This window comes from Pyxidicoccus caerfyrddinensis, from assembly GCF_010894405.1.
GTDB classification, from domain to species: Bacteria; Myxococcota; Myxococcia; order Myxococcales; family Myxococcaceae; genus Myxococcus; species Myxococcus caerfyrddinensis.
The window spans coordinates 14,586-37,689 of the sequence record NZ_JAAIYA010000043.1; the positions used below are offsets into that span (position 1 = coordinate 14,586).

Sequence of the window (23,104 nt, forward strand, 5' to 3'; positions counted from 1 at the left end):
GCGTCGGAAGGAATAGATGCGGACCATTTTGCAGGTCCGGGGCCAGCGGGGTGGGAGGACGCGCGTCACCCGGGCCAGGCCTGTCATGGCAGAGGGGTGTGACACGCCGTCACGGCCCCGGCCGCCTCGCGTCCCACCCGCGACGGCGGCCCCGTCCCACCCCTGAGCCCTACCCTGTCACACCGCGCCTGCCTGCTCTCGCGTGTGGGGAGCTATGCCCGGCGACTACAGGGGCCCTCCGGCCGGGGTGACCTGGAGCCGGCCCGGGTGATAGTTCTTCGGGACGGTCGGCGCCGGCCCGGGGAGCCCGCCCGACTCCTTCATCCCAGAGACAGCCCGGCCCCGCGGGCACTCGGAATCACCCCCGGGCCTCTGCGCCCGATTCGGAAGGACCCTATGCGCTTCAATCGGTTTGTGGTGCTGCCCCTCGCGCTGCTCGCGCTGGGCGCGCTGCCGGCGTGCTCGAACGACGACGACAACGACGACGACGACAACAACCCCGACTCGGGCGTCTCCGCGGACGCGGGCACCGGGGCGGACTCGGGCACCGGGGCGGACTCGGGCACCTATACCTTCCCCGACGCGGGCGCGGACCCGGGCGTCAGCCCCACCGCCACGTGTCCGACGGGCTCGCTCATCTGCGAGGCCTTCGACAAGGGCACCAACGGGTGGAGCTCCAGCTCGGACCGCGCCACCGCCGATGTGGTGGGCGGCAGGCTGCACATCCTCACCGCGGACGGAGTGGATGAGAGCAAGGCGCCGGTGGGCCAGGACTGGGATGCCATCGTGCGCTGGGAGAAGCGCATCCCCGCCTTCAGCACGCAGCTCTTCGTGCGCGCGCACGTGTACCTGCAGTCCCTGCCCGCCATCTTCGGGCAGATGGGGACGTTCTTCGTGCTGACGAACCTGAATGACGACTTCGGCGGCATCGAGCTCCAGGTGATTTCGGATACCGGCTTCGCGCTGGACGACTGGTCCTTCCGCGATGGCCAGGGCTGGAACCGCCAGGGCCCCCCGGTCGGCCTGGGCATGGCCGCGGGCAAGTGGGTGTGCCTGGAGTGGGAGGTCCGCCGCGACAGCGCGTCGAGCATCCACGGCAGCACCAAGGTCTACAGGGACGGTGCCCTGGCCCACGAGTTCCCCAAGATCGGCATGCGGAACTTCGACCGGTTCATCGTGGGCTACGGCTTCGTCCACCCGCAGGGCAAGTCCGCCTCCGAGGCGTGGATCGACAACGTCGCCGTCAGCAGCACGGCGCGCATCGGCTGCCAGTAACACCGCCTCCGCGAGGACCCGGCGGCCTGTCAGGTCCCCCTGGTAATCTTCGTGTAATATAGACACGAAGATTGCCGGGGAGCAGGTCATGTCGCTGAAGGGAATCGCGCAGGAGACGGTGGACATCGTGGAGCGGGGCGAATACGTGGCGCCGTCCGGGCAGCCCGTCTCGCTCCGGGCCGCGGTGGAGCACGCAAAGGGCGGGACGGAGCTCTACCGGCCGGGTGACTTCGGACGGCTGGTGTTGCCCGAGTCCCCCGTGGGCACGGGCCGGCCCCGCATCGAGGTGACGTCGGAGAAGACGGGCGAGGCCTGTCGCAGGCTGGTGGAAGGGGAGGGCGTACCGGGCGTCGTCGCGCTCAACTTCGCGTCGGCGAAGAACCCGGGCGGCGGCTTCCTGGGCGGAGCGAAGGCGCAGGAGGAGGACCTGGCGCGCTGCTCGGCGCTCTACGCGTGCCTCCTCACGCAGCGCGAGTACTACGACGCCAACCGCGCGGACCACTCGCCGCTCTACACGGACCACATCATCTACTCGCCGGACGTGCCCTTCTTCCGGGACGAGGGGCTCACGCTGCTGGAGCGGCCCTTCTGCGTGTCCCTCATCACCGCGCCCGCGCCCAATGCAGGCTCGGCCCGGCGCAACGCTCCGGACCTGGTCCACAGCCTGCGCAAGGTGCTGCACGCGCGGGCCATCAAGGTGCTCCAGGTGGCGGCACAGCACGGCCACCGCACCCTCGTGCTGGGGGCGTGGGGCTGCGGCGCCTTCCGCAATGACCCGCACGACGCGGCGGACGCGTTCTCCGGGGCGCTCGCTTCCTTCCCCGGTGTCTTCGAGCGGGTGGTGTTCGCGGTGTGGGAGCGGGGTGGGGACGGCCCCAACCTGCGCGCCTTCCAGGAGCGGTTCGGCTGAGCGGCGCTCAGCGGCCCAGCCGCGCCAGCTTCTCCTTCACGGTGTCCGAGGCGGGGCCATGGGGCAGGAGCGCGAGGTATCGCCCATACGCCTTCGCCGCGTCCGGCTTGCGGCCCAGCTTGTCGTACGCGTCGCCCAGGTTGAGGAAGGCCACGGCGCGCTGCGGGTCCAGCACCAGCGTCTTCTCCAGCCACTTCACCGCCTCGGCGTACTCGCCCCGGCGGAAGTGGACGAAGCCCACGTTGTTGGTGGCCTGTGCGTCCGTGGGGTCCAGGCGCGCGGCGGCCTGGAACTCGGCCAGGGCCTCCTCGTAGCGCTTCTCGCGGTAGAGCGTCATGCCGCGGTCACCGCGGCGGCGGGCCTCTTCCTGGGGCGTGGAGGCCGGCACCGGCGTGGCCGCCACGGCGGGCGCGGTGCCGGCGTCCTGCAGTTGCGAGAGCTGGCTCTTCGCCGCCTCCAGCTCGCGCGCCAGGGCCTGGTTGCGCGCCGTCTTCGCGGCGATTTCGGAGCGCACGCGCTCCAGCTCCGCGTTGAGTTGGATGGCCTCCGTGTCGAGCTGCTCGGAGCTCTCGCTGAGGAACTCACCCTCGTGGGACAGCTCGAGGACGAACTCGCCGCCCTCGCTGCCGGGCATGCTGCCGAAGGCGGGCGTCTGCTTCGACAGGGAGGACACCGTGGGGCCCACGTACGCGGCCAGTTCCGACGCGGTGACGTAGCCGTCGGTGTTGAGGTCCGCCTGCCCCTCCAGGCCCTGGAGCAGCGTCCACGTGAAGATGGAGTGGCCGTTGGGGCCCTGGTCCGCCACCTGCTCGTCGGCGCCGCCCGCGGTGAGCACCTGGCGCACGCTCCGGCGCGTCACCTCCTGGAGGTACTTGCGCACGTCGCCGCCCGTCGGGGCCCCGCCGCGCGTCAGCGCCAGGCCGCTGTAGCAGGCGTCCATGACGAAGAAGGCGTGCTTGGCGGGCATGGCCTCGCTGATGTCCTGGAAGTTGGTCATCGAGATGGCCGTGCTCTGGTAGTTGGACGTGTCCGCGTCCACCGGGACGATGTAGCCGAGGCTCTTCCCGTTGGGCAGGCGGCGGGTGATGCCGTGGCCCGCGAAGAAGACGAAGACGCGGTCCTCGCGCTGCACCTTCTTCGGGTCCGCCAGCGTGTCCCCGAGCACGGAGAGGATGCGCTCGCGCGTGGCCTCCGCGTCGAGCAGCACGGTGACGTTCTCCGGCTTGAAGCGGTACTTGCGCACCAGCAAATCCCGCACGCCCTCCGCGTCGTTCACCGCGTAGGAGAGCTTCGGCCACTTCAGGTACGCGTTGATGCCGATGACCACCGCCCAGCTCTCGCGGTACAGCGCGGCGGGCGCGGGGGCGGCCACGGCCGCAGGCGGCACGCCGCCGTCCGCCGAGTCCCCCACCATCTGCGTGCCGTCCCAGAGGACGAAGCGGTAGCCGCGCGTCTGGAGCGTCTCCAGGATGAGCGGGAGCGCCTCCGTCGTCTGGCTGTGCACGTCGTGCAGCAGGATGACGCCTCGGCCGTTGGCCTCCACCTGCTGCACCACGCGGTTGGCGATGGAGGTGGGGATGGGGTCGCTCCAGTCGAGCGCGTCCACGTTCCACAGATACGCCCGGAGCTTCCGGGCCGCGAGCGCCGCGGCCACCTTCTCGTTGCGCGCACCGTAGGGCGGGCGGAAGAGGGCGATGGGGGTGTTCGTCACCTCCTCGATGATGCGCTTCGACTCGTCGATTTCCGTCTCCAGCCGCGCGTCGCTGAGCTTGGGCAGGAAGGCGTGCGTCAGCGAGTGGTTGGCGAGCAGGTGCCCCGCCTGGAGGATGCGCTCGGAGTACGCGGAGGCCTCGGTGCGGCTGAGCGTGCCCGCGTCGCCCGCGCCCTTGCCGCGCACGGCGACGTTCTGCCCCACCTCGAAGAAGATGGATTTGACGCCGTACTTCTCCAGCGTGGCGAGGATGTTGGGGGTGAACTTCGGGTGCGGGCCGTCGTCGAAGGTGAGCACCAGCGTCTTCGGCGGCAGCGAGTTGCCGGTGATGATGGCCGGGTCCTCCTTGCGCGGGCCCTTGCCGCGCATGCTCCCGTCCAGCGAGCCCAGCGTCTCGTCGAAGGACTTGAGGATGGACTCGCGGGTGAAGCGGCCCTTGAGGAAGGTGACGTAGGCCTCCCAGGCCTCGCGGCGCACGGCCATGCCGCGCGTGTCGAAGCGGCCGAAGACGGCCTGCAGCTCCTTCTCGTAGAGGGCCTGGATGGCCTGGAGCGCGCGCTGGTCCTCCTCGACGCGGGCGAGCAGCGGCGCCTTCCACGCGGGCGCGGAGGGCAGGGCGGCGAGCGTGTCGCGCACCTCCGCCAGCGTGTCCTTGAAGGCGAGCTTGTCCGCGTCGTGCAGCTCGGCGTCCTTCTCCAGCCAGTCCAGGAACGCGGTGACGGGCGCGGGCTCGGCGCCGGAGGTGAGCGCGCCGTGGAGCCGCTGGCCGAGGGACTCCAGCGCGTGCCGGTTCTCATCGAAGAGCATGCGCCCGACGATGGACGCGCGCTCGCGGGTGTCCTCGTCCAGGGCGGCCTCGTCCGCGGCGAGGACGATGTTCTGCCGGTAGCGGGTGAGGATGCCGGCCAATTCCTCGCGCGTGGCCGCGTCGTCCTTCACGGGCGCGGCGGCGGTGCTCGCGTCCGGAGCCTGGGGCGCCGGAGTGGCGGCCGCGGGCGCGGCGGGCGCGGGCTGCGGGGCGGCGGCCGGAGGCGCGGACACCGTGCCCTTGCAGGCGACGAGGAGGAGCGCGGTGAGCCAGGGCAGGGCGCGGTGCCAGGGCTTCCGGCACGCGGCGCTGCGCAGGGAGGCGGAGGACGGGAGACGGATGCTCATGTGTGGGGCGGAATCCGCCCGGAGCATGCCCGGCGCGGCACGGGGACGCCAACCCGCGCGAGCCCCGTCGTCCCTCTTGAGTAGGGAGAGGTACTACCCGCTGCTGTCTCCGAGCCTGCACGCGGATGGGAAGGCGTGCAGCCAGCCGAGCGCCCGTTGGGGGAAGGCCCGCCCGTGCGCATCGTCTCCCAGGGGGCTGCCGGGACGGGGCTCGACTCGACTCGACTCGACAAGGGGGAGACATGGCGACGGGAGCACTGCGAGGACCCGACCTGCAACGCATGGCGCACGCGGGGCGGCAGGCCGGCAGGAGCGGCGTGGTGCTGGCGGCCCGGGTGGGCTACGCCGCTCGCGCCGCCGTCTACGCGGTGATTGGCGTGCTGGCGCTGATGCTGGCCCTGGGCGAGGGCGGCCGCGCGACGGACCCGCGCGGCGCGGTGCTGGAGGTGGCGCGTCAGCCCTTCGGCTCGGTGCTGCTCGTCCTCCTGGGACTGGGCCTGCTGGCCTTCGCCGTCTGGCGCTTCGTGCAGGCGGTGCTGGACGTGGAGGGCAAGGGCCGCTCCGGCAAGGGGCTCATCGCGCGCGTCGTGCCGGGAATCAGCGGCGTGATTCACCTCAGCCTCGCCCTGTTCGCCTTCAACCTGCTGCGCGGCCATGCCAGCAAGGGCGGTGGCACGAAGAGCATGACGGCGGAGCTGATGTCGAAGCCCTTCGGCCAGGTGCTTGTGGGCGCGGTGGGCGTGGTGGTGATTGGCTTCGCCGTGTACCAGTTCATTCAGGCGGTGAAGGGGAAGATGCTGGACAAGCTGAGCCTGACGGGCCTGGCCGCGCGCCAGCGCACGTGGGTGGAGCGCATCAGCAAGGCCGGCGTGCTGGCCCGCGCGGTGGTGTTCCTGCTGGTGGGCATCTTCTTCATCCAGGCCGCCGTGGACGCGGACCCGGGCGAGGCGGGCGGCCTCGCCGAGGCGCTGGGCACGCTGGCGTCGCAGCCGTTCGGCCCGTGGCTGCTGGGCGTGGTGGCACTCGGGTTGGTGGCGTACGCCGGTTACCAGCTCCTGGAGGCGCGCTACCGCCGCATCGCGACGCCGTGAGGCGGTGACGGGAAGGCTTGCCTCCCCGGGGGCCGGCGCATATCCAACGCGCGCCGGACCTCCTGGGAGGCGCATGTCGGGACACGAGCATCGCTACACGGTGGCGTTGAAGTGGACGGGCAACACGGGCGCGGGGACCGCGAGCTACCGCGGCTACGAGCGCGCCCATGAGCTGAGCGTGGAGGGCAAGCCGGTGATTCCGGGCTCGTCCGACCCGACCTTCCGTGGAGACCCGAAGCGGTGGAATCCGGAGGAGCTGCTCGTGGCCTCGCTCTCGGCCTGTCACAAGCTCTGGTACCTGCACCTGTGCGCCACCGCCGGCGTGGTGGTGACGGACTACGTGGACGCGGCCGAGGGCCTCATGTCCGAGGACGCGGATGGCGGTGGCCGCTTCACCCGCGTGGTGCTGCGCCCGCGAGTCACCATTGCGGCGGGCTCCGACCGGGAGAAGGCCCACGCGCTCCACCACGAAGCGCATGCGAAGTGCTTCATCGCCAACTCGGTGAACTTCCCCGTCGCGCACGAGCCCACCACGCTCATCGAGACACCGCGCACGTAGCGCGGCGCCGAGCGGTGTTGTGGGTCAGAGTCGGGGTTCGAAAGCGGCAACGGCCGGCAGCATCGCCTCGGGAGCCATCTGGGGCTGCGGGCGGACCAGCGCCGGGTAGGCGTCAATGGGGGCGGCACAGCCCACCGCGAAGTCGGCGGCCTCGCGCAGCTTCGATAGCGCGAGGTCCGTACAGTGGATGGTGATGATGGGCAGAAAGCCCGGCTCGCTCATCCACTTCACCGCGTCCGAGAGCTGATGCGTGTCCAGGAAACCCATCACGGCGTCCCGAAGGGCCCGTCCTTCGCTGGCCGCCACCTTGAGGACGTTCCGTCGGTCCCTTTGCGGCGCGGGGATGTAGGACTCGGACTCCTCGCGCGGCATGATGATGGTCTCAATCCACATCGGAACGCCTCCGGACGGCGGGCCCGATGACACCGTGGCGACTCCAGCAACGAGCCCCGGGCACCGGATGATGACAGGCATGATGCGCGATTCAGCCGCGGTCGGTTTCACTCCCGGCGCCAATTCCTTCTGAGAAGGCGTCACGTGTCCGAAACCGGAGTGTGCGAGCCTCGCACCCCGTTGCTGAAACGGGCCTCCGTTACAGGTACGTCCGGGGGCCCGGCCCCGCATGTATACGGGAGCGGACAAAGGCGCCTGACGAGCGGCCTTTCAGGCCGCCAGCGCAGTCACTGCCAGCGCGGGTCATTCCGGCCCTACAATGGTTCGCCAATGCACACGTCGTCTCGTCAGGGGCTCGGGCCACCCGCTGTCTTCGTGGGCCGCGCCGAGGAGGTGCAACGCCTCGGAGGCATGCTGCGACGCGTGCGGACCGGTGTCGTCTACGGCCTGCCCGGCGTGGGCAAGTCCGCGGTGGCGGCGGCGGTGGCGGCGCGCTACCGAGGCCCTGTCGTGCACCGGCGCGTGCGTCCCGGCGACACGCTGGACACCGTGGTGGACGACGTGCGCCGCCTGCTGAGCGACGCGCCCGTGGCCCAGGCGCTGTCGGATGCGTCGCGCCTGGAGGAACTGGCCCTGGCGCTGGAGGCGCGCCGCGCGCTGTGCGTGCTGGACGACTTGCACGGGCTGAAGCCGGCGGAGCGCGCCGCGCTACTGGAGGAGGTGGGCGGGCGCCTGCGGCAGGGGGCGCTGCTGGTCACCTCGCGCGAGTCCGTGCCCCGGCGCGCCGCCAGCCCGGACCGCTTCGAGCTGCGCCTGGACGGCCTGCCCGAGTCCGGGGCCCGCGCCCTGTGGGAGCAGCTCGACTCGCTGTACGGCACGCGCGAGGGCTTCGACGCCGCGTGGGCCCGCTCGCGGGGCGTGCCCTTCCTGCTGCGCCGCGCCCATGCCGGCGATGCGGGGGACGAGGAGCCGGTGCGCGCGGCGCTGGCGGCGCTGCCCGGGGACGAGCGGCGGCTGGCCGCGGTGCTGGCGCTCAGCGAGGTGCCGCTTCCGGCGAGCGCGCTCCAGGACGTGCTGCCCGGCGGCGAGCCAGACGCGCCCGGCGAAGCGCTGCGGCGGCTGGGCGCGAGGCTGCTGGTGGAGACGGACGCGCAGGGGCGGCACGGCCTGCACGACCTGGTGCGCGAGGCGCTCACCTCGCTGCTCACCCCGGACGAGGCGCGCTCCGCGCACGAGTCGCTGCTGGCGCTGCTCGAGCGCGAGCCGCTGCCCGCCGTGGTGCGCGTGCGCGCGGTGTGCCGCCACCTCCAGGCCCTGGGCCGGCGCGAGGCGCGCGCCGCCTTCATCGTCGAGCAGGCGGAAGCCCTGGTGCGCCTCGGCGCCGCCGCCGAATTGCTGTCGCTGCTGGACTCGCTGCCCCCGGAGCTGCGCACCGCCGACGTGCGGCTGGCCCGGGCGCGCGCGCTGGTGCGGCTGCTCGACTTGCGCCACGCCCTGGCCGAGCTGCTGGAGCTGCGCGCCTCCCTGGAGGGAGCGCCCTCGGAGGAGGGGGACGCGCTGCGCGAGGACGTGGGCACGGTGCTGGTCCGCGTGGCGCTCTTCTCGCTGGAGGTGGACACCTGTGAGCGGACGCTCGGGTCCATGCCCATGCCGCGCCAGCCGGAGGTGTTCCTCCAGCAGCTCCTCGCCTGGGCGGCGCTGCGCTTCTTCCAGGGCCGGCTGGACGAGTCGCTGGAGATGCTGGACACCGCCGCGGCCGCGTCGGAGGACCGGCGCGTGCTGGGCTGGTGCGCCTACGCGCGCGTGCTGATGCTCTGGATTGAAGGCCGCGACAGCGAGCTGGCGGAGCCGCTGGCGCAGTGCGTGTCGCTGCTGGAGGGCGCGCCGCTCGACTCGCGCGGGCCGATGGTGACGGCCCTGTCCGCGGGCATCCTCAGCCGGCTGGGCCGGATTACGGAGGCGGAGGCCGCGCTGGCGAAGGCGCGCGAGCGGCTGGGCCGGCTGGGCGCGCCCCGGCTGGCGCTGGAGCTGGACTGCATCGCCGCGTGGTGCCGGGCGGACCGGGGCGAGCGCCGTGCCGCGCTCGCCGCGCTGCGAGAGACGGAGGCCCGCGCCGAGCACGCGGGCTACCTCTTCATCCGCCACCTCTCGCGCCTCGGCGCCGGGCGCATGCTGCTGGAGTTGGGCCGGCGCGCGGAGGGGCTGGCGCTGCTGGACCTGGTGGAGTCCGACGCCCTCTCCCGGGGCGCGAACGGGCTGGCCCGGGCCGCGGAGGTGGCGCGCGCCGCGGACGTCACCCGGCAGGTGGCACACCCCTCCGCCGTGGAGCCGCGCGAGGTGCGCCCGGGAGTGGCCGCCCGCCAGCGCGCCCTCGCGGCCCTCCATGCCGCCATGCAGGGCGACAGCGTGCGTGTCACCGGGCTGCTCGCGTCGCTGGACCCGCTGGCGCGTGGCGAGGACTTCGCGCTGGAGCGCGCGCTGGGCCACCTGGCGCGGGCCCTGCTCCATCAGCGGGCGGAGCGGGCCATGGATGCGCAGGCCGCGCTCGAGGCCGCGGCGCGCGAGGCCTCGGCGGGCGAGGTGGACCCGGAGCTGATTCCGGAGCTGGCGCGCGCGCTGGCGCCACGGAGCGCGCTCACGCAGGGTGATGCGCCGTCCGGCGTCGCGGACGCGGTGGTGGTGGACGCGCGCCAGCACGAGCTGCGCGCCTCAGGGCGCACCGTCTCCCTGGCGAAGCGGGTGCTGCCGCGCCGGCTCTTGTACGCGCTGGCCCGGCAGCCGGGGCGCACGCTGCCGAAGGAGGCGTGCGTGCGCGCCATGTGGGACGCGGACTATGACCCGCGCCTGCACGACAACTCCCTGCGCGTTCACGTGAGCTACGTGCGGGAGCTGCTCGAGGGCACCGGCGCGCGGGTGGTGTTCGAGGACCCCGGCTACCGCCTGGATGCGTCGGAGGGATTCGCCTTCATCAGTGACGAGCCCTGAGGTCGCCTGAAGCCTCGCGCGCCGCGGGGCGCGCTTACAGCGGCAGCTCCACCACGAAGGCCGCGCCGCCACCGGGCGCCTCCTCCACGCGGACGTGTCCGTGGTGCGCCTCGACAATCTGCCGGACGATGTAGAGCCCCAGCCCGAGGCCGCCCTTGTGCACGGCGTTGGGGTTCTGCGCGAAGCGCTCGAAGATGCGCTCGCGGTCCTTCTCCGCCACGCCCGGCCCGTTGTCCCTCACCACCAGCCGGACGGGGCCTTCCTCGTGTGCCAGCGTCAGGCGCACGGGACTGCCCGCGCCGTAGCGCAGCGCATTGGCCAGCAGGTTGCTCACCACCTGCTCCATGCGCAGCCGGTCGAAGCGACCCCGCGCCGGCCCGTCCACCTGCGCGCTCAGTGTCACGCCCGCCTGCCGCGCCTCGTCCGCGAAGCGCGCCACGAGGTCCGACACCACCGCCGCCAGGTCCCCTTCCGTGAACTGGAAATCCAGCTTGCCCGTCTGGATGCGGCTGACGTCCAGCAGGTTGTCCACCAGCGCGCCCAGCCTGCGGAGCTGGCGCTCGGTGGTGTCCAGCTTCGCCACCACCTTCGGCGCGGCGAGCGGCTCCCCCGGCACCGTCTCCGCCATGCGCCGCAGCATCTGCAGCTGCAGGCGCAGCGAGGTCAGCGGCGTGCGCAGCTCGTGGCTGGCCAGGGACAGGAAGTCGTCGCGCGTGCGCACCGCCTCCTGCAGCGCCGTCTCCGCCTCCTTCAGCGCGGTGACGTCGAGGATGGCGCCGCGCACCACCACTACATGCCCCGCCGCGTCGCGCAGCGCCTTCGCGCGGCTGATGAGCCAGTGCCACGAGCCGTCCGGCCACCGGGTGCGGAAGGTGGAGGCATAGGCGTCCATGCTGCTGGAGAAGAGGGCGGCGACCTGGGACTCCACCTCGGGCCGGTCCTCCGGGTGGATGGAGGCGAGGAAGCGCTCGTGGGTCCACTCCGGCAGGGGCTCCGGGTAGCCGTAGAGCCGGTCATGCCCCTCGGAGCGGAACACATGGCCGGTGGCGAGGTTCGTCTCCCAGACGGCCATCTGCGCCGACTCCAGCGCCACCTGGAAGCGCTCGCCCATCTGGCGGAAGCGCTCCTCGGTGCGCGCCACCTCGGTCTCCGCCTGCTGGCGGCGGGTGATGTCGGCGGCCAGCACCCACGTCTCGTCGCCCACGGCGCGGACCGTCACCTCCAGCCACATGCGCGAGGGCAGCTCCGCGAGGAAGCGCCCGCCCTCGCGGGTGGTGAGGGCCGTCATCAGCCGCTCGTGCAGCACGGTGCCCGCCAGCTCGGGCCAGGCGCCCCACGGCTCCTGCCCCCGCAGCTGGTCGGCGGGCTGGCCCATGAGCGCGGCGGCGCGTGCGTTCAGCTCGCGGATGCAGCCATGGGCGTCCAGGGAGATGAACGCCTCCTCCATCATCTCCTGAAGCATGCACAGGCGTGCCTCGGGGGACAGGCCCGCCTCGTCGGCGGCAGCCGCGGGCAGGGAGGCGCGCTCGTTGGAGCGGCGCTCCTGTGACTTCACGGAGAGAGGCGGCACGGGACCCATGGATACCTTGAACGTCTCCCGCGTCACCGGGGGCGTCAAGACGTCGGCGGACTTCGCCTGTCCGGAGGCCGGGGGGGCGTCCGGTACCCCCCGTGTCGCCTGCTCGTGGGTGTCCCGGTGCCGCGAGTGTCCCATTCGGGCTAGCCCCCCGAGGACGGCGCGGTGGGGTCCTCCAGGGGGCCCGGCATCATCCACAGCCCCTCCGGCTGGAGGTAGGCCGCGTCGAAGGCGTAGAGGATGCCCGTCCAGCGGTCCCAGAAGACGGCCCAGCTGTACTCCGTGGGCGGCGAGGTGAGTGGATTGCCGTCGCGGTCCGGCAGGCTGTACGCGTAGTCGGCGTAGTTCCACTCCACCGTGCCGAAGTCGGTGGTGAGCAGCGGGGTGAGCGCCTGGAGCAGCGCGGCCCGGGACACCTCGTCCGCGTGGGGCGGGGAGGGCGTGAAGACGGGCTGCGCCATGTCGTGCTGCTCGCGCCAGGCGATGTAGTTGTTGCCCATGGCGATGAGCGCGTCGCGCCCGGCCGGCGTGGGCGCGAGGCGGGCCTCCTCGTACACCGCGAAGGCGGCCACCAGCAGGCTCTTCCAGTGCATGCCCGGGAAGAGGAGGTCGAACTCATACGGGCGCGGCGTGTCGTACGCGTGGGCCACCGCGAAGTCATACGCCTGCCGCGACTCGGCCGGCACCGCGCCTGGCAGGGTGAACTCCGTCAGCACGCGCTCCGGCGTCACCGCGCCCGCACCCTGGCGCCAGTCGAGGTAGAGCCGCCCGGAGCCGCCGATGTCGCCGAAGATGGCCAGGTTGCCCTCGTGCAGCGTGCGCTCCAGCGTCACCACCACCCGCTCCGCCTTGTCCAGCGGCAGGAGGGCGGGCGCGCTCGAGTAGAGGGCGGCGAAGCGCGACGCGGTGGTGATGAGCGTGCGCGGGTCCGCCAGCGCGTCCCAGTTCATCGCCGTGGCGAGCGACGCGAGCGAGGCGGCCGCGTCGATGGGCACGCCGTACAGCACCAGCTGCAGGCCGAGCCGCTCCACGGAGAGCTCGAGGTCACCGGTGAGGCCCACCCGCTGGAGCGCCCCCGGCACGGACAGCGAGGGCTGCCCGCGCGCGGCGTCGAGGATGCGCCGGGCAATGGCCGCGCCGAGCATGCCCTCACCGCCGGTGCGCGAGGCGTGTGGCGCGAAGACGTACCAGTTGGGACGGACGCTGCTGGTGCCACCGGGTTGGAGCGTCGGGTCCAGCACGCCTCCCATCTCATAGGCGAGCTGGATGTAGCCGTCGGTGATGCGGCGGTTGTCCTCCAGCGGTGTCGCGGCGCGTGCCCGGGACGGCAGGGTCAGCAGCACGGCGGTGAAGAGCAGCGCGGAGGACGCGCGGAGCGAACGACGAATCAGGGATGTGTGCATGGAAGACCGGGGGCTGCGGCGGGGTCTCAAGGAACTAGTCACTGTCCGGAATCTTCCAAGTCATTCGGCGGTGCGCCCCCGCGCATCTGTCCGGCGGAGGACCCTCGCGGGCACACCTTTCCGGACGCTCGCGTCCATCGCGCCGGAGCCAGGTGCCAGGACGGTCGAGCCGTGCCAGGCGCCCTCGTGTTCGTGGCGCAACGCCCGGCATGTCGCTGCTGGAATGGAAGCCCTGGCCTCCGGTGCTGGTCCGGTGCTCGAACGGGGGAAAGCTGGGTATCCCGCAACGAGGGGGTCATCGCGTTCCTGCCTGCTCCGGCCCGCCCCTTCGGATGGGGCAGAGCGCCTCGTCCGGTGTCCACGAAGACTCGTACGAGGAAGCGAATGACTCGCATTGGAATGCAGAAGTGGCGAGCAGGAGGGTGTCTGACGGTGCTGGTGCTCATCACCGGCTGCGGCCCGACGGAGGCGACCGTGGCGTCCGCACCGCCTGAGCTCACCGGGAGCACGGCCCAGGCGCTTCGGAGCGACAATGGCCTCTCCGTGAACGGGCTGTCGTTCAATGGCCTGTCGTTCAATGGCCTGTCGTTCAACGGCTTGTCGTTCAACGGGCTGTCGAGCAGCGCCTTCACGTCCTGGTTTCGCCAGGACCCGGCGCTCGCCAGCACGGTGATGCGCTACCTGGTCCGCTGCGCCGTGCCGGAGGGCCAGGTGCGCAGCTACGCGGCGGACGGCCAGACGTACAGCTGGCCCGGAGGGCTGGGGCTGGCGCCCGCGTGGGCGGCGGGTGCGGCGGCCACGCTGCGGGAGCAACAGGTGGTGTCCGCGTGCCTGGCCGCGCATGCCAACAAGTACAACCAGCACGTGCCCATCTCCGTGCTGGGACTGCGGGCGGACGGGACGGCCATTCCCGTCTCGGAAGAGGAGGCGAAGCAGTACAAATGGAAGGAGTCCTGCTTCTTCGGCAACCTCTTCACCGGCGAGGGCGTCCACGTGGGCCGCGACAAGGACCGGCTCAGGTCGCGCGAGAGCTCGTCGCGGGCCTGCTCGGTGGCGGCCAGCCGGGGGGACAAGGAGGACGCGGTGGCGGAAGCGCTCGACGCGGGCGACACGTCCACGGACACCTCCGGCGACGACTCCGCCGAGGACCTCGAGCTCAACCGCCGCCGGTGCACGCCGCTCGTCTACGTCGGCCGGTGCGCGCTGCACTGCGAGCTGGACGAGTCGAAGTCCTTCTACACGTCCTGCACCTGGAACGGGGTGAAGTACCCGGCCCTCACCACGCGGCTGGACAGGCGCAGCCTCTACAAGTGCGGTGACGGCATCTGCCAGCCCACCGAGTCCTGCGGGGAGAGGAACGACTACCTCACCTGCAAGGACGACTGCGGCACCTGCGGCTGAGCCCTCGCGGGGGCAGCGCCGCGGACGCTGCCCTCCACCGCCCCCGACTCAGGGGCAGGAACCACAGTCCAGGCCACAGTTGTCATAGCGGGTGGAGGTGCCACACCGCTCCGTGGCCTGGCACACGGCGTCGCCGCACGTATGGACATCCTCGACTCGCAGCCGCGTGGTGAGGGGCCGGTGGTAGGTGACGCCGTTGTACGTGCACGACTCGAAGTAGAGCCCGCTGGAGTGCAGCGTGCAGTACGTCGCGCAGGCGCCCGCGTAGACCAGGGGCCCGCAGGAGGCAGCGGCCTCGCTGCCTCCGTTGAGCAGGGGGCCGCACGCGCGCGAGGTGCTCTCGGTGGGGCCCAGCGGCTCGCGCTCGGCGCCCACGAAGATGCCCTGTCCGGCGAAGAGGTTGCCGAAGAAGCAGGCCTCCCGCCGCGCGTGCGACGTGAGCTCCGCCGTCGAATACGGGATGGCCGCGCCCGGCCCGTCCCGGCCCAGGACGGAGATGGACACCTCCTCACCGAGCCGGTTGGCGTGCGCGGCCAGGCACGCGGACACCGCCTGTTGCTCGTACAGCGTGGCCGTCTGTCCCGTGGCCCAGCCGGGCGCCAGCCCCAGCGCGCCGGACCACGTATACGACTGTCCCGTGGAGGGGTCCGTGTACGCGCGCGTCTGCCCTCCGGGGACGGCGCAGCGGACCACGTAGCGCATCACCTGGTTGGCCGTGGCCGGGTTCGACTGGAACCACGTGTTGAACGAGCCCGTGGTCAGGCCGTCGAACGAAAGGCCGTTGAAGGACAGGCCATTGAAGGACAGCCCGTTGAACGACAGGCCATTGAAGGACAGCCCGTTGAGGTCTTCCTGCGCCTGCTCGCGCCGCCCGAGCGACAGTGGCGCTTCCTCCTCCACGGGGCCGCAGCCCGCGACGAGCAGCAGCACCGGGATGAGTGCGCGACACTTCCGCTTCAACCGTCTTGCTTGCATCGGCTCCTCGGTCTCCAGGAATCACCGGACGGCTCACGCGGAGCCGCTCCGTGAAGGCCACCCCGGGAGCACGTGCGCGGTGTTGGTGGCCTCCTGTGCGGGAAAGTTGCACCTGTATTGAGCGCGCGGAAGCTGGGGGGCCCTGTGGGTCTACGTGCTCGTCCACATTCGGGGCGTGGGCACGGCGACCGGAGTGTGCGGATTCCTCGCGCAGGAGAAGTGCCGCGCGCACGGGTGCCACGCGACTCGCGGTGCGCGGCCGTGGACATCGGCTCCTGGCATCGCGGGGCAGTTGGCGCGTGACGTGGTGGACGCTGCTTCATGCATCCGTCCGTTGCAGGATGCTGGCTTCGTTGGCGCCGCGCGCATGCGGACGTCACGGATGGGCGGCGTGGGGGACGCGTGATGAGATCCATCTCCAGGTGACGGACACGGCCGTCCCGGGGGTCCCCGACTGGCGCAGCGGGAGAGGGCGATGGGAGATGTCTTGCGAAGGCTGACTCTTCCACCGACGGGCCCGCTGCGAGCCCTGCCCGGACGCGAGCCATCCACCCCGGCCACGCCTCCCGAGGGCACGGTGGCGCTGGTCTTCACCGACGTGCAGGGCTCCACGCGGCTGTGGGAGCGGTGTGATGCGAGCATGCGCGCCGCGCTGGAGGTGCATGACCAGGTGCTGCGCATGCTGCTCGCGGGCACCGGCGGCTACGAGGTGAAGACGCAGGGCGACTCCTTCATGGTGGCGTTCCCCTCGGTGCTGGAGGCGCTGCGCTGGTGCCTGGAGGCGCAGGAGGCGCTCTTGCGCGCGCCCTGGCCGGCGGACCTGCTCGCGCATCCAGAGGCGGCGGAGGAGCAGGGCCCGCGCGGGACGCTGCACCGCGGGCTGCGCGTGCGCATGGGCGTCCACGTGGGCGAGCCCGAGTGCCGCATGAACGAGCAGACGGGGCGCATGGACTACCTGGGCCGCATGGTGAACGTGGCGGCGCGGGTGACGTCGGCGGGCCATGGCGGGCAGGTGCTGGTGAGCGGCGGCGCGTGGGCGCAGGTGGCGCCGGCGGTGGAGTCGCTGGGCCGGCCCGCGGTGCGCCCGCTGGGGGCGTTCCGCCTGAAGGGCATCGACGACGCGGTGGCGCTGGTGGAGGTGCTGCCGGCGTCGCTGTCGGACCGGCGCTTCGGCGCGCCCCGGGCGCCGCGCGACAGGCAGGGCAACGTGCCCGTGGCGCGCGAGGGGCTGGTGGGCCGGAGCGCGGAGCTGGCGACGCTGCGGCGCTGGCTCGCGGAGGGCGTGCGGCTCGTCACCGTGCTGGGCCCGGGCGGCATGGGCAAGACGCGGCTGGCCTCGCACTTCGGCGCGCTGGAGCTGGAGTCGGGCGCGTGGGAGGGCGGCGTCTGGCTGTGCGAGCTGGCGGAGGCGCAGTCGGAGGACGCGCTCTGCCACGCCGTGGGCCAGGCGCTGGGCGTGGCGCTGCGGCGGGACGGTGACCCCACCGGGCCGGTGGAGCGGCTGGGCCGCGTGCTGGACGACTGCGGGGACGTGCTGGTCATCCTCGACAACCTGGAGCAGGCGGTGCGGCACGTGCCGGCCACGCTGGGGCGCTGGATGGCGCTGGCCCCGCGCGCGCGCTTCGTCACCACCTCGCGCGAGTCGCTGCGCCTGCCCGGCGAGCGCCTGCTGGATTTGACGCCGCTGGCGGTGCCGGACGTGGGGGCGTCGCGGCTGGAGGAGATTTCGCGCTCGGACGCGGTGCGCCTGTTCGTGCAGCGGGCGCGCGAGGCGCGGGCCGACTTCGAGCTGACGGCGGAGGAGGCGCCCCGCGTCGCGGACATCGTGCGCCAACTGGACGGAATCGCCCTGGCGCTGGAGCTGGCGGCGGCGCGCATGGGGCTGTTGAGCGTGAGCCAGCTGCGCGAGCGGCTGTCGCGCCGCTTCGAGCTCTTGCGCGGGGGACGGCGGGACGCCAGCGCGCGGCAGGCCACGCTGCGCGGCGCCATCGACTGGTCCTGGAACCTGCTGGAGCCCGCCGAGCAGACGGCCCTGGCGCGCTGCTCGGTGTTCAGCGGCGGCTTCACCCTGGAGGCGGCGGAGGCGGTGCTGGGGCTCCCGGAGGACGCGCCGGCCTGGGAGGTGCTCGAGTCGCTTCGCGCCAAGTCGCTGCTGCGGGTGCTGGAGCCGGAGGACCCGGGTGGGGAGCCGCGCCTGGGGCAGTACGAGAGCATCCGCCAGTACGCGGCGGCGAAGCTGCCCGAGGTGGGCGGGGCGGAGGCGCTCGCGGAGCGGCACGCGGACTGGTACCTCGCGCTGGCGCGGGGGCTGCGCGCGCGGGTGCGCAGCCCCGGTGGCGCGGCGGCGCTGCGGCAGCTGGCGCAGGAGCGGGAAAATCTATTGGCCGCCTGTGACAACGCGCTGCGCGTGCAGCCCGCCACGGCGGGCTCGGTGGAGCGCGCGCTGGAGGCGCTGGTGGCGCTGGAGCCGGAAGTCGTCACGCGCGGGCCGGTGAGCCTGCTGCTGGCGCGGCTGGACCAGGCGCTCGCGAAGGCCTGCGCCGTCCCGGCCTCGCCGCTGCTGGGGGCCGAGGCGCTGGCGGCGCGCGGCCGGGTGCTGCTGGAGTCGGGGAGCCTGGAGCTGGCGCGGAACGACCTGGAGGCGGCCCGCACCGCGCTGCGGGCGCTGGGGGCGGTGGCGGGGGAGAAGCGCGTGCTGGTGGACCTGTCCATCGTCGCGCGCCACGAGGGAGAGGTGCCACGCGCGTGGGCGCTGGTGCGCGAGGCGCTGCGCCTGCCGTCGGGAGAGGACCGCTGGCTGGAGGCGTACGCGGTGGGCAACCTGGGGCTCGTGGAGCAGGCGCGCTGTGGTGCGGAGGCGGCCATTCCCCACCTGCGCGCCGCGCAGAACCTGTTCCGCGAAGTGGGGGACGTGACGTTCGAGGTGGGCTTCCTCACCAACTGCGCGGTGGCCATCGGCGAGGTGGGGCGCACGCGCGAGGCGCTGGCGCTGCTGGAGGAGGCAATGACTCGCGCGGCCAGCGTGGGAGACCGGGCGGGCGTCGCCGTGGCGCGCCTCAACCTGGGCTGCTTCCTGCTGGAGGACGGCCGGGCGCTGGACGCGCGCGAGCACCTGCTGGCGGCGGGGCGCATGGGCCGGCAGCTGGGCCAGCGGCTCCTGGAGGGCACGGCGCTGGGCGAGCTGGGGCGCGCGGAGGCGGCGCTGGGCTCGTTCGAGGATGCGTGGGCGCGGCTGTCGGAGGCGGTGTCCGGCCTGGGCCGGGTGTCTCGAGGGCAGGCGCTGCGCTTCGCCATCCACCGGGCCGCGGTGGAGGCCTTCCTGGGCGACGCGGCGGCCGCGGAGGCGAGCTTCGTGGTGCTGGATGGCGCCCCCGAGCTCCATGAGGACCCGGTGCTGCGGGAGCTGACCTCACTGCTGCGGGGCGCGGTGGACGTGGCCGATGCGAGGGCCACGCCGGAGGACCCGGAGCGGGTGCGGCTGGCCCGTGAGGCGGTGCGCCGCCGCATCGAGCGGGCGCGCTGCGCTCCCGCGGAGGCGGCCTCGTCCGACCTGCGCGGCGCGCTGCGCTTCCTGGAGGACGCGCTGCGCACGTCCCGCACGGGGCGGGAGCCGGGCCCGCCCGCCTCGGCCTGAGCGCTGCCGCCGGGCTCCTCTCACGGAGTCCGGACAGCCGGGCGTGGGCGTGCGGACCGGCCGCGCCCGCCCGGGCGTGTTAAGCACGGCGCATGGCGAGATTCAGGGTGCGTTGGGGCCGCCTGCTCGGGACGCTGTGCGTGGCGGGTCTGCTCGTGGGCGGGGTGAAGCTGTTCACGGCGGAGCTGCCTCCCGCGCCGCCGCACACGCGCGCGGTGCCGGACTTGAAGTCACTGCCTCCGGTGGAGGTCTGCTGGCTGGAGCTGTCGCGGAGCGACGTGTGGGGCCAGCTCGGCACCGCGGGCCTCACGCGCACGGGCACATGGAAGAACACGGCCTCCGCGCTGCTGGTGCGGCATCCGCGAGGGGACGTGCTCATCGACGCGGGCTACAGCCCGAACGTGCACGAGGAGGTGAAGCACCGGCCGCCGCTCGCTCGCTTCTTCAACGAGTCGGCCCTCAAGGGGGCGCGGGACTGGTCCACGCTGACCGCGGCGCTCCAGAAGGTGGGCGCCTCGCCGGAGGGCCTGAAGTGGTTCATCCCCTCGCACGCGCACCTGGACCACCTGGGCGGCATGGTGGAGCTGCGCAATGTGCCGGTACTGCTGCCCGCGGAGGAGCTGTCGCTCATCCAGAGCTGGCGCACGCGCAAGGAGGTCTTCCCCGAGCACGCCCAGGCGGTGGAGGGGCGCATGACGGCCATGGCCTTCGAGCCGAAGCCCTATGAGAACTTCGACGAGCGCTTCGACGTCTTCGGAGACGGCGCGGTGGTGGTGGCGCGGATTCCCGGCCACACGCCCGGCAGCATCGCCACCTTCGTGAACCTCTCGCCCGAGCGGCGGCTGGTCCACGTGGGCGACACCGTCAACCTCGTCGAGTCCGTGGAGCGACGCCTGCCCAAGAGCACGGTGCTCCAGTTCTTCACGGACACGGATGCGCCGTCCGCGCGGGAGCAGGTGGCCCGGCTCTCCCAGCTCCACGAAATGGCCCCCGAGCTGCAATTCCTTCCCGCGCATGACCGCGACGCCTGGGAGAAGTTCTTCGGTGCGCCGTGGAGCTGCGTGAAGGCGCGGTAGCCGGAAAACAGGAGACGGCGATGCTGGACCGGAAGGCCGCGCGGGAGCTCGAGGCGGCGGTGCGCGCCGTGGTGGCGGAGCTGCCCGCGCCCACGGAGGCAGCGCTCCTGGGGGAGGACCTCCTGCCCGTGGCCCATGGCTGGCTCCTGCTCTGCCTGCTGCGGCAGGTCAGCCGGCAGCGCTGGTTGCTGCGGATGGTGGAGGAGCGCATCACCGGACGCGGGCTCGAGGAGGACGAAGGGGACGTGCCGGGGTACGCGGGCTGGCGGTTCAGCTTCCATGGCATCGGCTGCTGCTTCGAGGGCCCTGGCGAGGTCATCGACATGGACTTCCACGACGAGGAGGGCGCTTCCATCGACGCGTACTTCTTCGCCCGGCGAATCCTGTCGCTCACCGAGCCCGCGCTGCCGGAGTCCCGCCTCCGCGCGCTCCTGCCCGGCGCGGCGCTCATGGTGGACGCCATCGATGACCTGCACGCGGGAGGGCTCTTCGGAATGCCCGAGCAGGGCCAGGCCCTCCGGCTCCCGCCCGGCCTGGAAGCGCTCGCGGAGACCGCCGCGTCGTTGGACGTGTCGAGCGACGAGGCCACGACGCGGTGTCTCGTGCACCTGCGCGACTTCGAGGCGCTGGAGTCGCGCCCAGGCGGCGAGGTGTTCCGGGAGAAGGCCGAGGCCCTGCGGAAGTCCCGGCGCGACTGGCTCCTCGCGCACGCCGGGACGCCCGGGACGGCGGAGGAGGCCCTCGCGGCCCTGCGGGGGCTGGCCACGGACGAGGAGCAGGTCCGTGCCTGCACGCGCATCATCGAAGGCCCGGTGTCCTCCGCGACGGGTGATGCGGTGAACCGCCTGGACGCGATGCCCGGTGCCGCTGGGAGCGAGGCCGTGCTGCGCCTCGCATTGCAGCGGCTGTCCCCCAGTGAGCACCACCCCTATCCCATGCACGCCGCCGCGAAGTACCTGCTCGCGCGGAACCTGGAGCGGGAGCGCGTGCTCGCGGCGATGCTCGCCTTCGCGCGGGTGGACCCGGTGAAGGGCTACCGGGGCAACCCGTACATCGGAGACTTCGCCCTGCTCGCGCTGGAGTATGTGCACGAGCACGCGCGGGAGTTGGTCCGTCTCGCGCTGCGCTCCTCCGTGCCCGCCGCGCGGAATCGCGTCACGGCCGTGCTCTTCGTGCTGGACCGCCCCTGGTGTCACCATGAGCTGGCGGCGGCCCTCCACGAGTCGGACCGGGAGCCGGGCTCGCTGATGATTGCGGTGGCGCTCTCACGGAGTCAGTCGGACCTGGCGCACGTCGTGGCCGAGCGCTGGCGGAGGGAGCACCCGCTGCCCCCGTCGGAAGGGCCGGGCTTCACCTGGGCGGAGGTGGAAGAGGCGAACGCCTCCGGCTGGTTCGACGCGGAGGTGGAGAAGGCGCGCAAGTGGGTGGCGCGAGCGGGGGCCCGCGTCCCCGAGACGCTCCCCTGACTACCGGCCGGTGCGCGCGGCGGTCAGCAGGTCCGTGTGGAGGTAGCGCGCCTTCGGCTGTCCCGGCTTGAAGACGAACACGAACTCCTGCCCGTCCTCGGTGCGGAAGCCGTCCTGCCGCGTGCGCTGGAGCGGCTTCGCGCCGTCCGTCGTGAGGACGAGCTGCTTCCCATTCCACGACACCCCGAAGCGCACGAGGTCCGCGTGCGCATACGTGCCCGTATAGCGCTCCGCCTCCGCGGCGGTCAGCGGCGGGTCCTCCGGCAGCGGCGCGGGCGGGTCCGGCAGGCCGAAGACGGTGCGCGAGATGACGTCGAGCGTCTTGTGCAGCGTGACGCCGTTCTTGTTGGTGACGAGCAGCACCGCGCCCTGGCGCTCCGGGAGGAAGCGGAAGTGTGAGCCATACCCGCGGCGCACGCCGCCGTGCTCGAACACCTCCGTCTCACCGAGCCGCAGCCGCACCAGCCCGAAGCCATAGCGCGCCTCCTCCGGCCCGGCGCCGGGCAGCGGCACGTGCGCGGTGAAGAAGTCTCGCACGGCCGCTTCGGGCAGCACGCGGCGCTCTCCGTCCAGTCCACCGCGCACGAGCACGGTGGCGAAGCGCGCCAGCTCGCGGGCGGAGGAGAACGCCGAGCCCGCCGGGTACATCGCGGTGTTCTCCGCCATGGGACGGACGACCTTCAGCTCGCCCCCGTCGCCCTCGTGGCCCTGGGAGGAGTCGGAGGTGAGGGCCTCCAGCGGGCGCAGCGTGCTGCGCGCCATGCCGAGCGGCTGGAACAGCACTTCGCGCATCGTGTCCGCGTAGGGCTTGCCGTGGACGCGCTCCAGCACCAGGCCCGCCAGCCAGTACCCGGGGCCGCTGTACGAGAAGACGTCGCCGGGAGGCGCGAAGAGGGAGTCGCCCTTCCAGCCGCGCACCATTCGCCCCAGCCCCTCGTCGTCCTTCGACTGCACGGAGGGGGACGCCTCGCGCATGCCCGCCGTGTGCGAAAGGAGTTGGCGCAGCGTCACCTTTCCCAGCGCCGGGTGCACGTCCTTCACGTACGTCCGCACCGGGACGTCCAGGCCGAGCTGCCCCTGTGCCGCCGCGTCGAGCGCCGCCAGGGCGGTGAGCATCTTGGTGGTGGACCCCAGGCGGAACAGCGTGTCCGGGGTGACGGGCGTGCGCTCCTCGCTGCTGCGCACGCCGAAGGCCCGCAGATAGACGGTCTCTCCGCCCCGCACCACGGCGACGGCCGCGCCCGGTGTGCCGGACTCGCGCAGCTCGTCCTCGACGGCGCGGGTGATGGCCGCTTCCTGCTCCGGCGTCAGGGGCCCGCGCTCCGGCTCCTTCGCGGCGGCGGCGGCGCGCAGGGTGGCCAGCAACAGGACGAGCGCACCTGTCCGGAAGACCTGTCTCACCGTGTCCGGCTCCTCGCGAGGTTGGCGGGCACGTCGACACCGGAGGCCCGGCCGGCATTCCCGACCCCGCGCGAAGCGGCGGGCGTCCCTTGG

General features: G+C 72.8%; 15 protein-coding genes. 9 read left to right on the top strand and 6 right to left on the bottom strand.

What is annotated here, in order from left to right; translation table 11 throughout:
* The first annotated feature begins 396 nt into the window (after nt 1–396).
* Nucleotides 397–1,275: a hypothetical protein gene (locus G4D86_RS49495; RefSeq protein ID WP_205520400.1), complete on the top strand. Its 879-nt coding sequence runs from the start codon at nt 397–399 to the stop codon at nt 1,273–1,275.
* A gap of 88 nt (nt 1,276–1,363) precedes the next feature.
* Entirely contained in the window at nt 1,364–2,185 is an 822-nt protein-coding gene (locus tag G4D86_RS49500; RefSeq protein ID WP_164002694.1) for a TIGR02452 family protein, read from the top strand.
* Between the two features lie 7 nt (nt 2,186–2,192).
* Here the strand turns inward: G4D86_RS49500 and G4D86_RS49505 are convergent, their stop codons facing one another.
* Complete coding sequence (locus G4D86_RS49505) at nt 2,193–5,051, bottom strand: polysaccharide deacetylase family protein (RefSeq protein ID WP_164002695.1); 2,859 nt, start codon at nt 5,049–5,051, stop codon at nt 2,193–2,195.
* Nucleotides 5,052–5,293: 242 nt separating this feature from the next.
* Here G4D86_RS49505 and G4D86_RS49510 point away from each other — a divergent pair, with 242 nt between their 5' ends.
* Together G4D86_RS49510 and G4D86_RS49515 are read left to right on the top strand one after the other, a co-directional pair.
* Nucleotides 5,294–6,142 (top strand): DUF1206 domain-containing protein, encoded by an 849-nt coding sequence (locus tag G4D86_RS49510; protein WP_164002696.1) that lies wholly within the window; start codon nt 5,294–5,296, stop codon nt 6,140–6,142.
* A 73-nt stretch (nt 6,143–6,215) separates the two neighbouring features.
* Complete coding sequence (locus G4D86_RS49515) at nt 6,216–6,701, top strand: OsmC family protein (protein WP_164002697.1); 486 nt, start codon at nt 6,216–6,218, stop codon at nt 6,699–6,701.
* A gap of 24 nt (nt 6,702–6,725) precedes the next feature.
* On the opposite strand, the gene G4D86_RS49520 is transcribed toward G4D86_RS49515, so the two are convergent.
* Nucleotides 6,726–7,175, bottom strand: coding sequence for a hypothetical protein (locus G4D86_RS49520; RefSeq protein WP_240360928.1), 450 nt, complete (start codon nt 7,173–7,175; stop codon nt 6,726–6,728).
* Between the two features lie 249 nt (nt 7,176–7,424).
* Here G4D86_RS49520 and G4D86_RS49525 point away from each other — a divergent pair, with 249 nt between their 5' ends.
* Nucleotides 7,425–10,079 carry a winged helix-turn-helix domain-containing protein gene (locus G4D86_RS49525; RefSeq protein ID WP_205520401.1) on the top strand — a complete coding sequence of 885 codons (2,655 nt, stop codon included), beginning with the start codon at nt 7,425–7,427 and terminating at the stop codon, nt 10,077–10,079.
* Nucleotides 10,080–10,113: 34 nt separating this feature from the next.
* On the opposite strand, the gene G4D86_RS49530 is transcribed toward G4D86_RS49525, so the two are convergent.
* Both G4D86_RS49530 and G4D86_RS49535 read right to left on the bottom strand, forming a co-directional pair.
* The gene (locus G4D86_RS49530) at nt 10,114–11,658 is read right to left on the bottom strand and encodes a sensor histidine kinase (RefSeq protein WP_240360929.1); all 1,545 of its coding nucleotides are present in this window, start codon (nt 11,656–11,658) and stop codon (nt 10,114–10,116) included.
* 140 nt (nt 11,659–11,798) lie between these two features.
* The gene (locus G4D86_RS49535) at nt 11,799–13,058 is read right to left on the bottom strand and encodes a hypothetical protein (protein WP_164002700.1); all 1,260 of its coding nucleotides are present in this window, start codon (nt 13,056–13,058) and stop codon (nt 11,799–11,801) included.
* A gap of 384 nt (nt 13,059–13,442) precedes the next feature.
* Between G4D86_RS49535 and G4D86_RS49540 the strand changes: the two genes are divergently transcribed.
* Entirely contained in the window at nt 13,443–14,459 is a 1,017-nt protein-coding gene (locus tag G4D86_RS49540; RefSeq protein ID WP_164002701.1) for a hypothetical protein, read from the top strand.
* Nucleotides 14,460–14,507: 48 nt separating this feature from the next.
* Here the strand turns inward: G4D86_RS49540 and G4D86_RS49545 are convergent, their stop codons facing one another.
* Nucleotides 14,508–15,419, bottom strand: coding sequence for a hypothetical protein (locus tag G4D86_RS49545; protein ID WP_240360930.1), 912 nt, complete (start codon nt 15,417–15,419; stop codon nt 14,508–14,510).
* Nucleotides 15,420–15,909: 490 nt separating this feature from the next.
* On the opposite strand from G4D86_RS49545, the gene G4D86_RS49550 reads away from it, so the two are divergent.
* From G4D86_RS49550 to G4D86_RS49560, 3 genes are all read left to right on the top strand, one after another.
* On the top strand, nt 15,910–19,068 hold the full coding sequence (locus G4D86_RS49550; RefSeq protein WP_164002703.1) for an ATP-binding protein: 3,159 nt from the start codon (nt 15,910–15,912) through the stop codon (nt 19,066–19,068).
* A 92-nt stretch (nt 19,069–19,160) separates the two neighbouring features.
* Nucleotides 19,161–20,144 carry an MBL fold metallo-hydrolase gene (locus G4D86_RS49555; protein WP_164002704.1) on the top strand — a complete coding sequence of 328 codons (984 nt, stop codon included), beginning with the start codon at nt 19,161–19,163 and terminating at the stop codon, nt 20,142–20,144.
* 20 nt (nt 20,145–20,164) lie between these two features.
* Nucleotides 20,165–21,610, top strand: coding sequence for a DUF6896 domain-containing protein (locus G4D86_RS49560; RefSeq protein WP_164002705.1), 1,446 nt, complete (start codon nt 20,165–20,167; stop codon nt 21,608–21,610).
* Here G4D86_RS49560 and G4D86_RS49565 read toward each other — a convergent pair whose 3' ends face one another.
* Nucleotides 21,611–23,011 carry a serine hydrolase domain-containing protein gene (locus G4D86_RS49565; protein ID WP_164002706.1) on the bottom strand — a complete coding sequence of 467 codons (1,401 nt, stop codon included), beginning with the start codon at nt 23,009–23,011 and terminating at the stop codon, nt 21,611–21,613.
* Between the last annotated feature and the right edge of the window lie 93 nt (nt 23,012–23,104).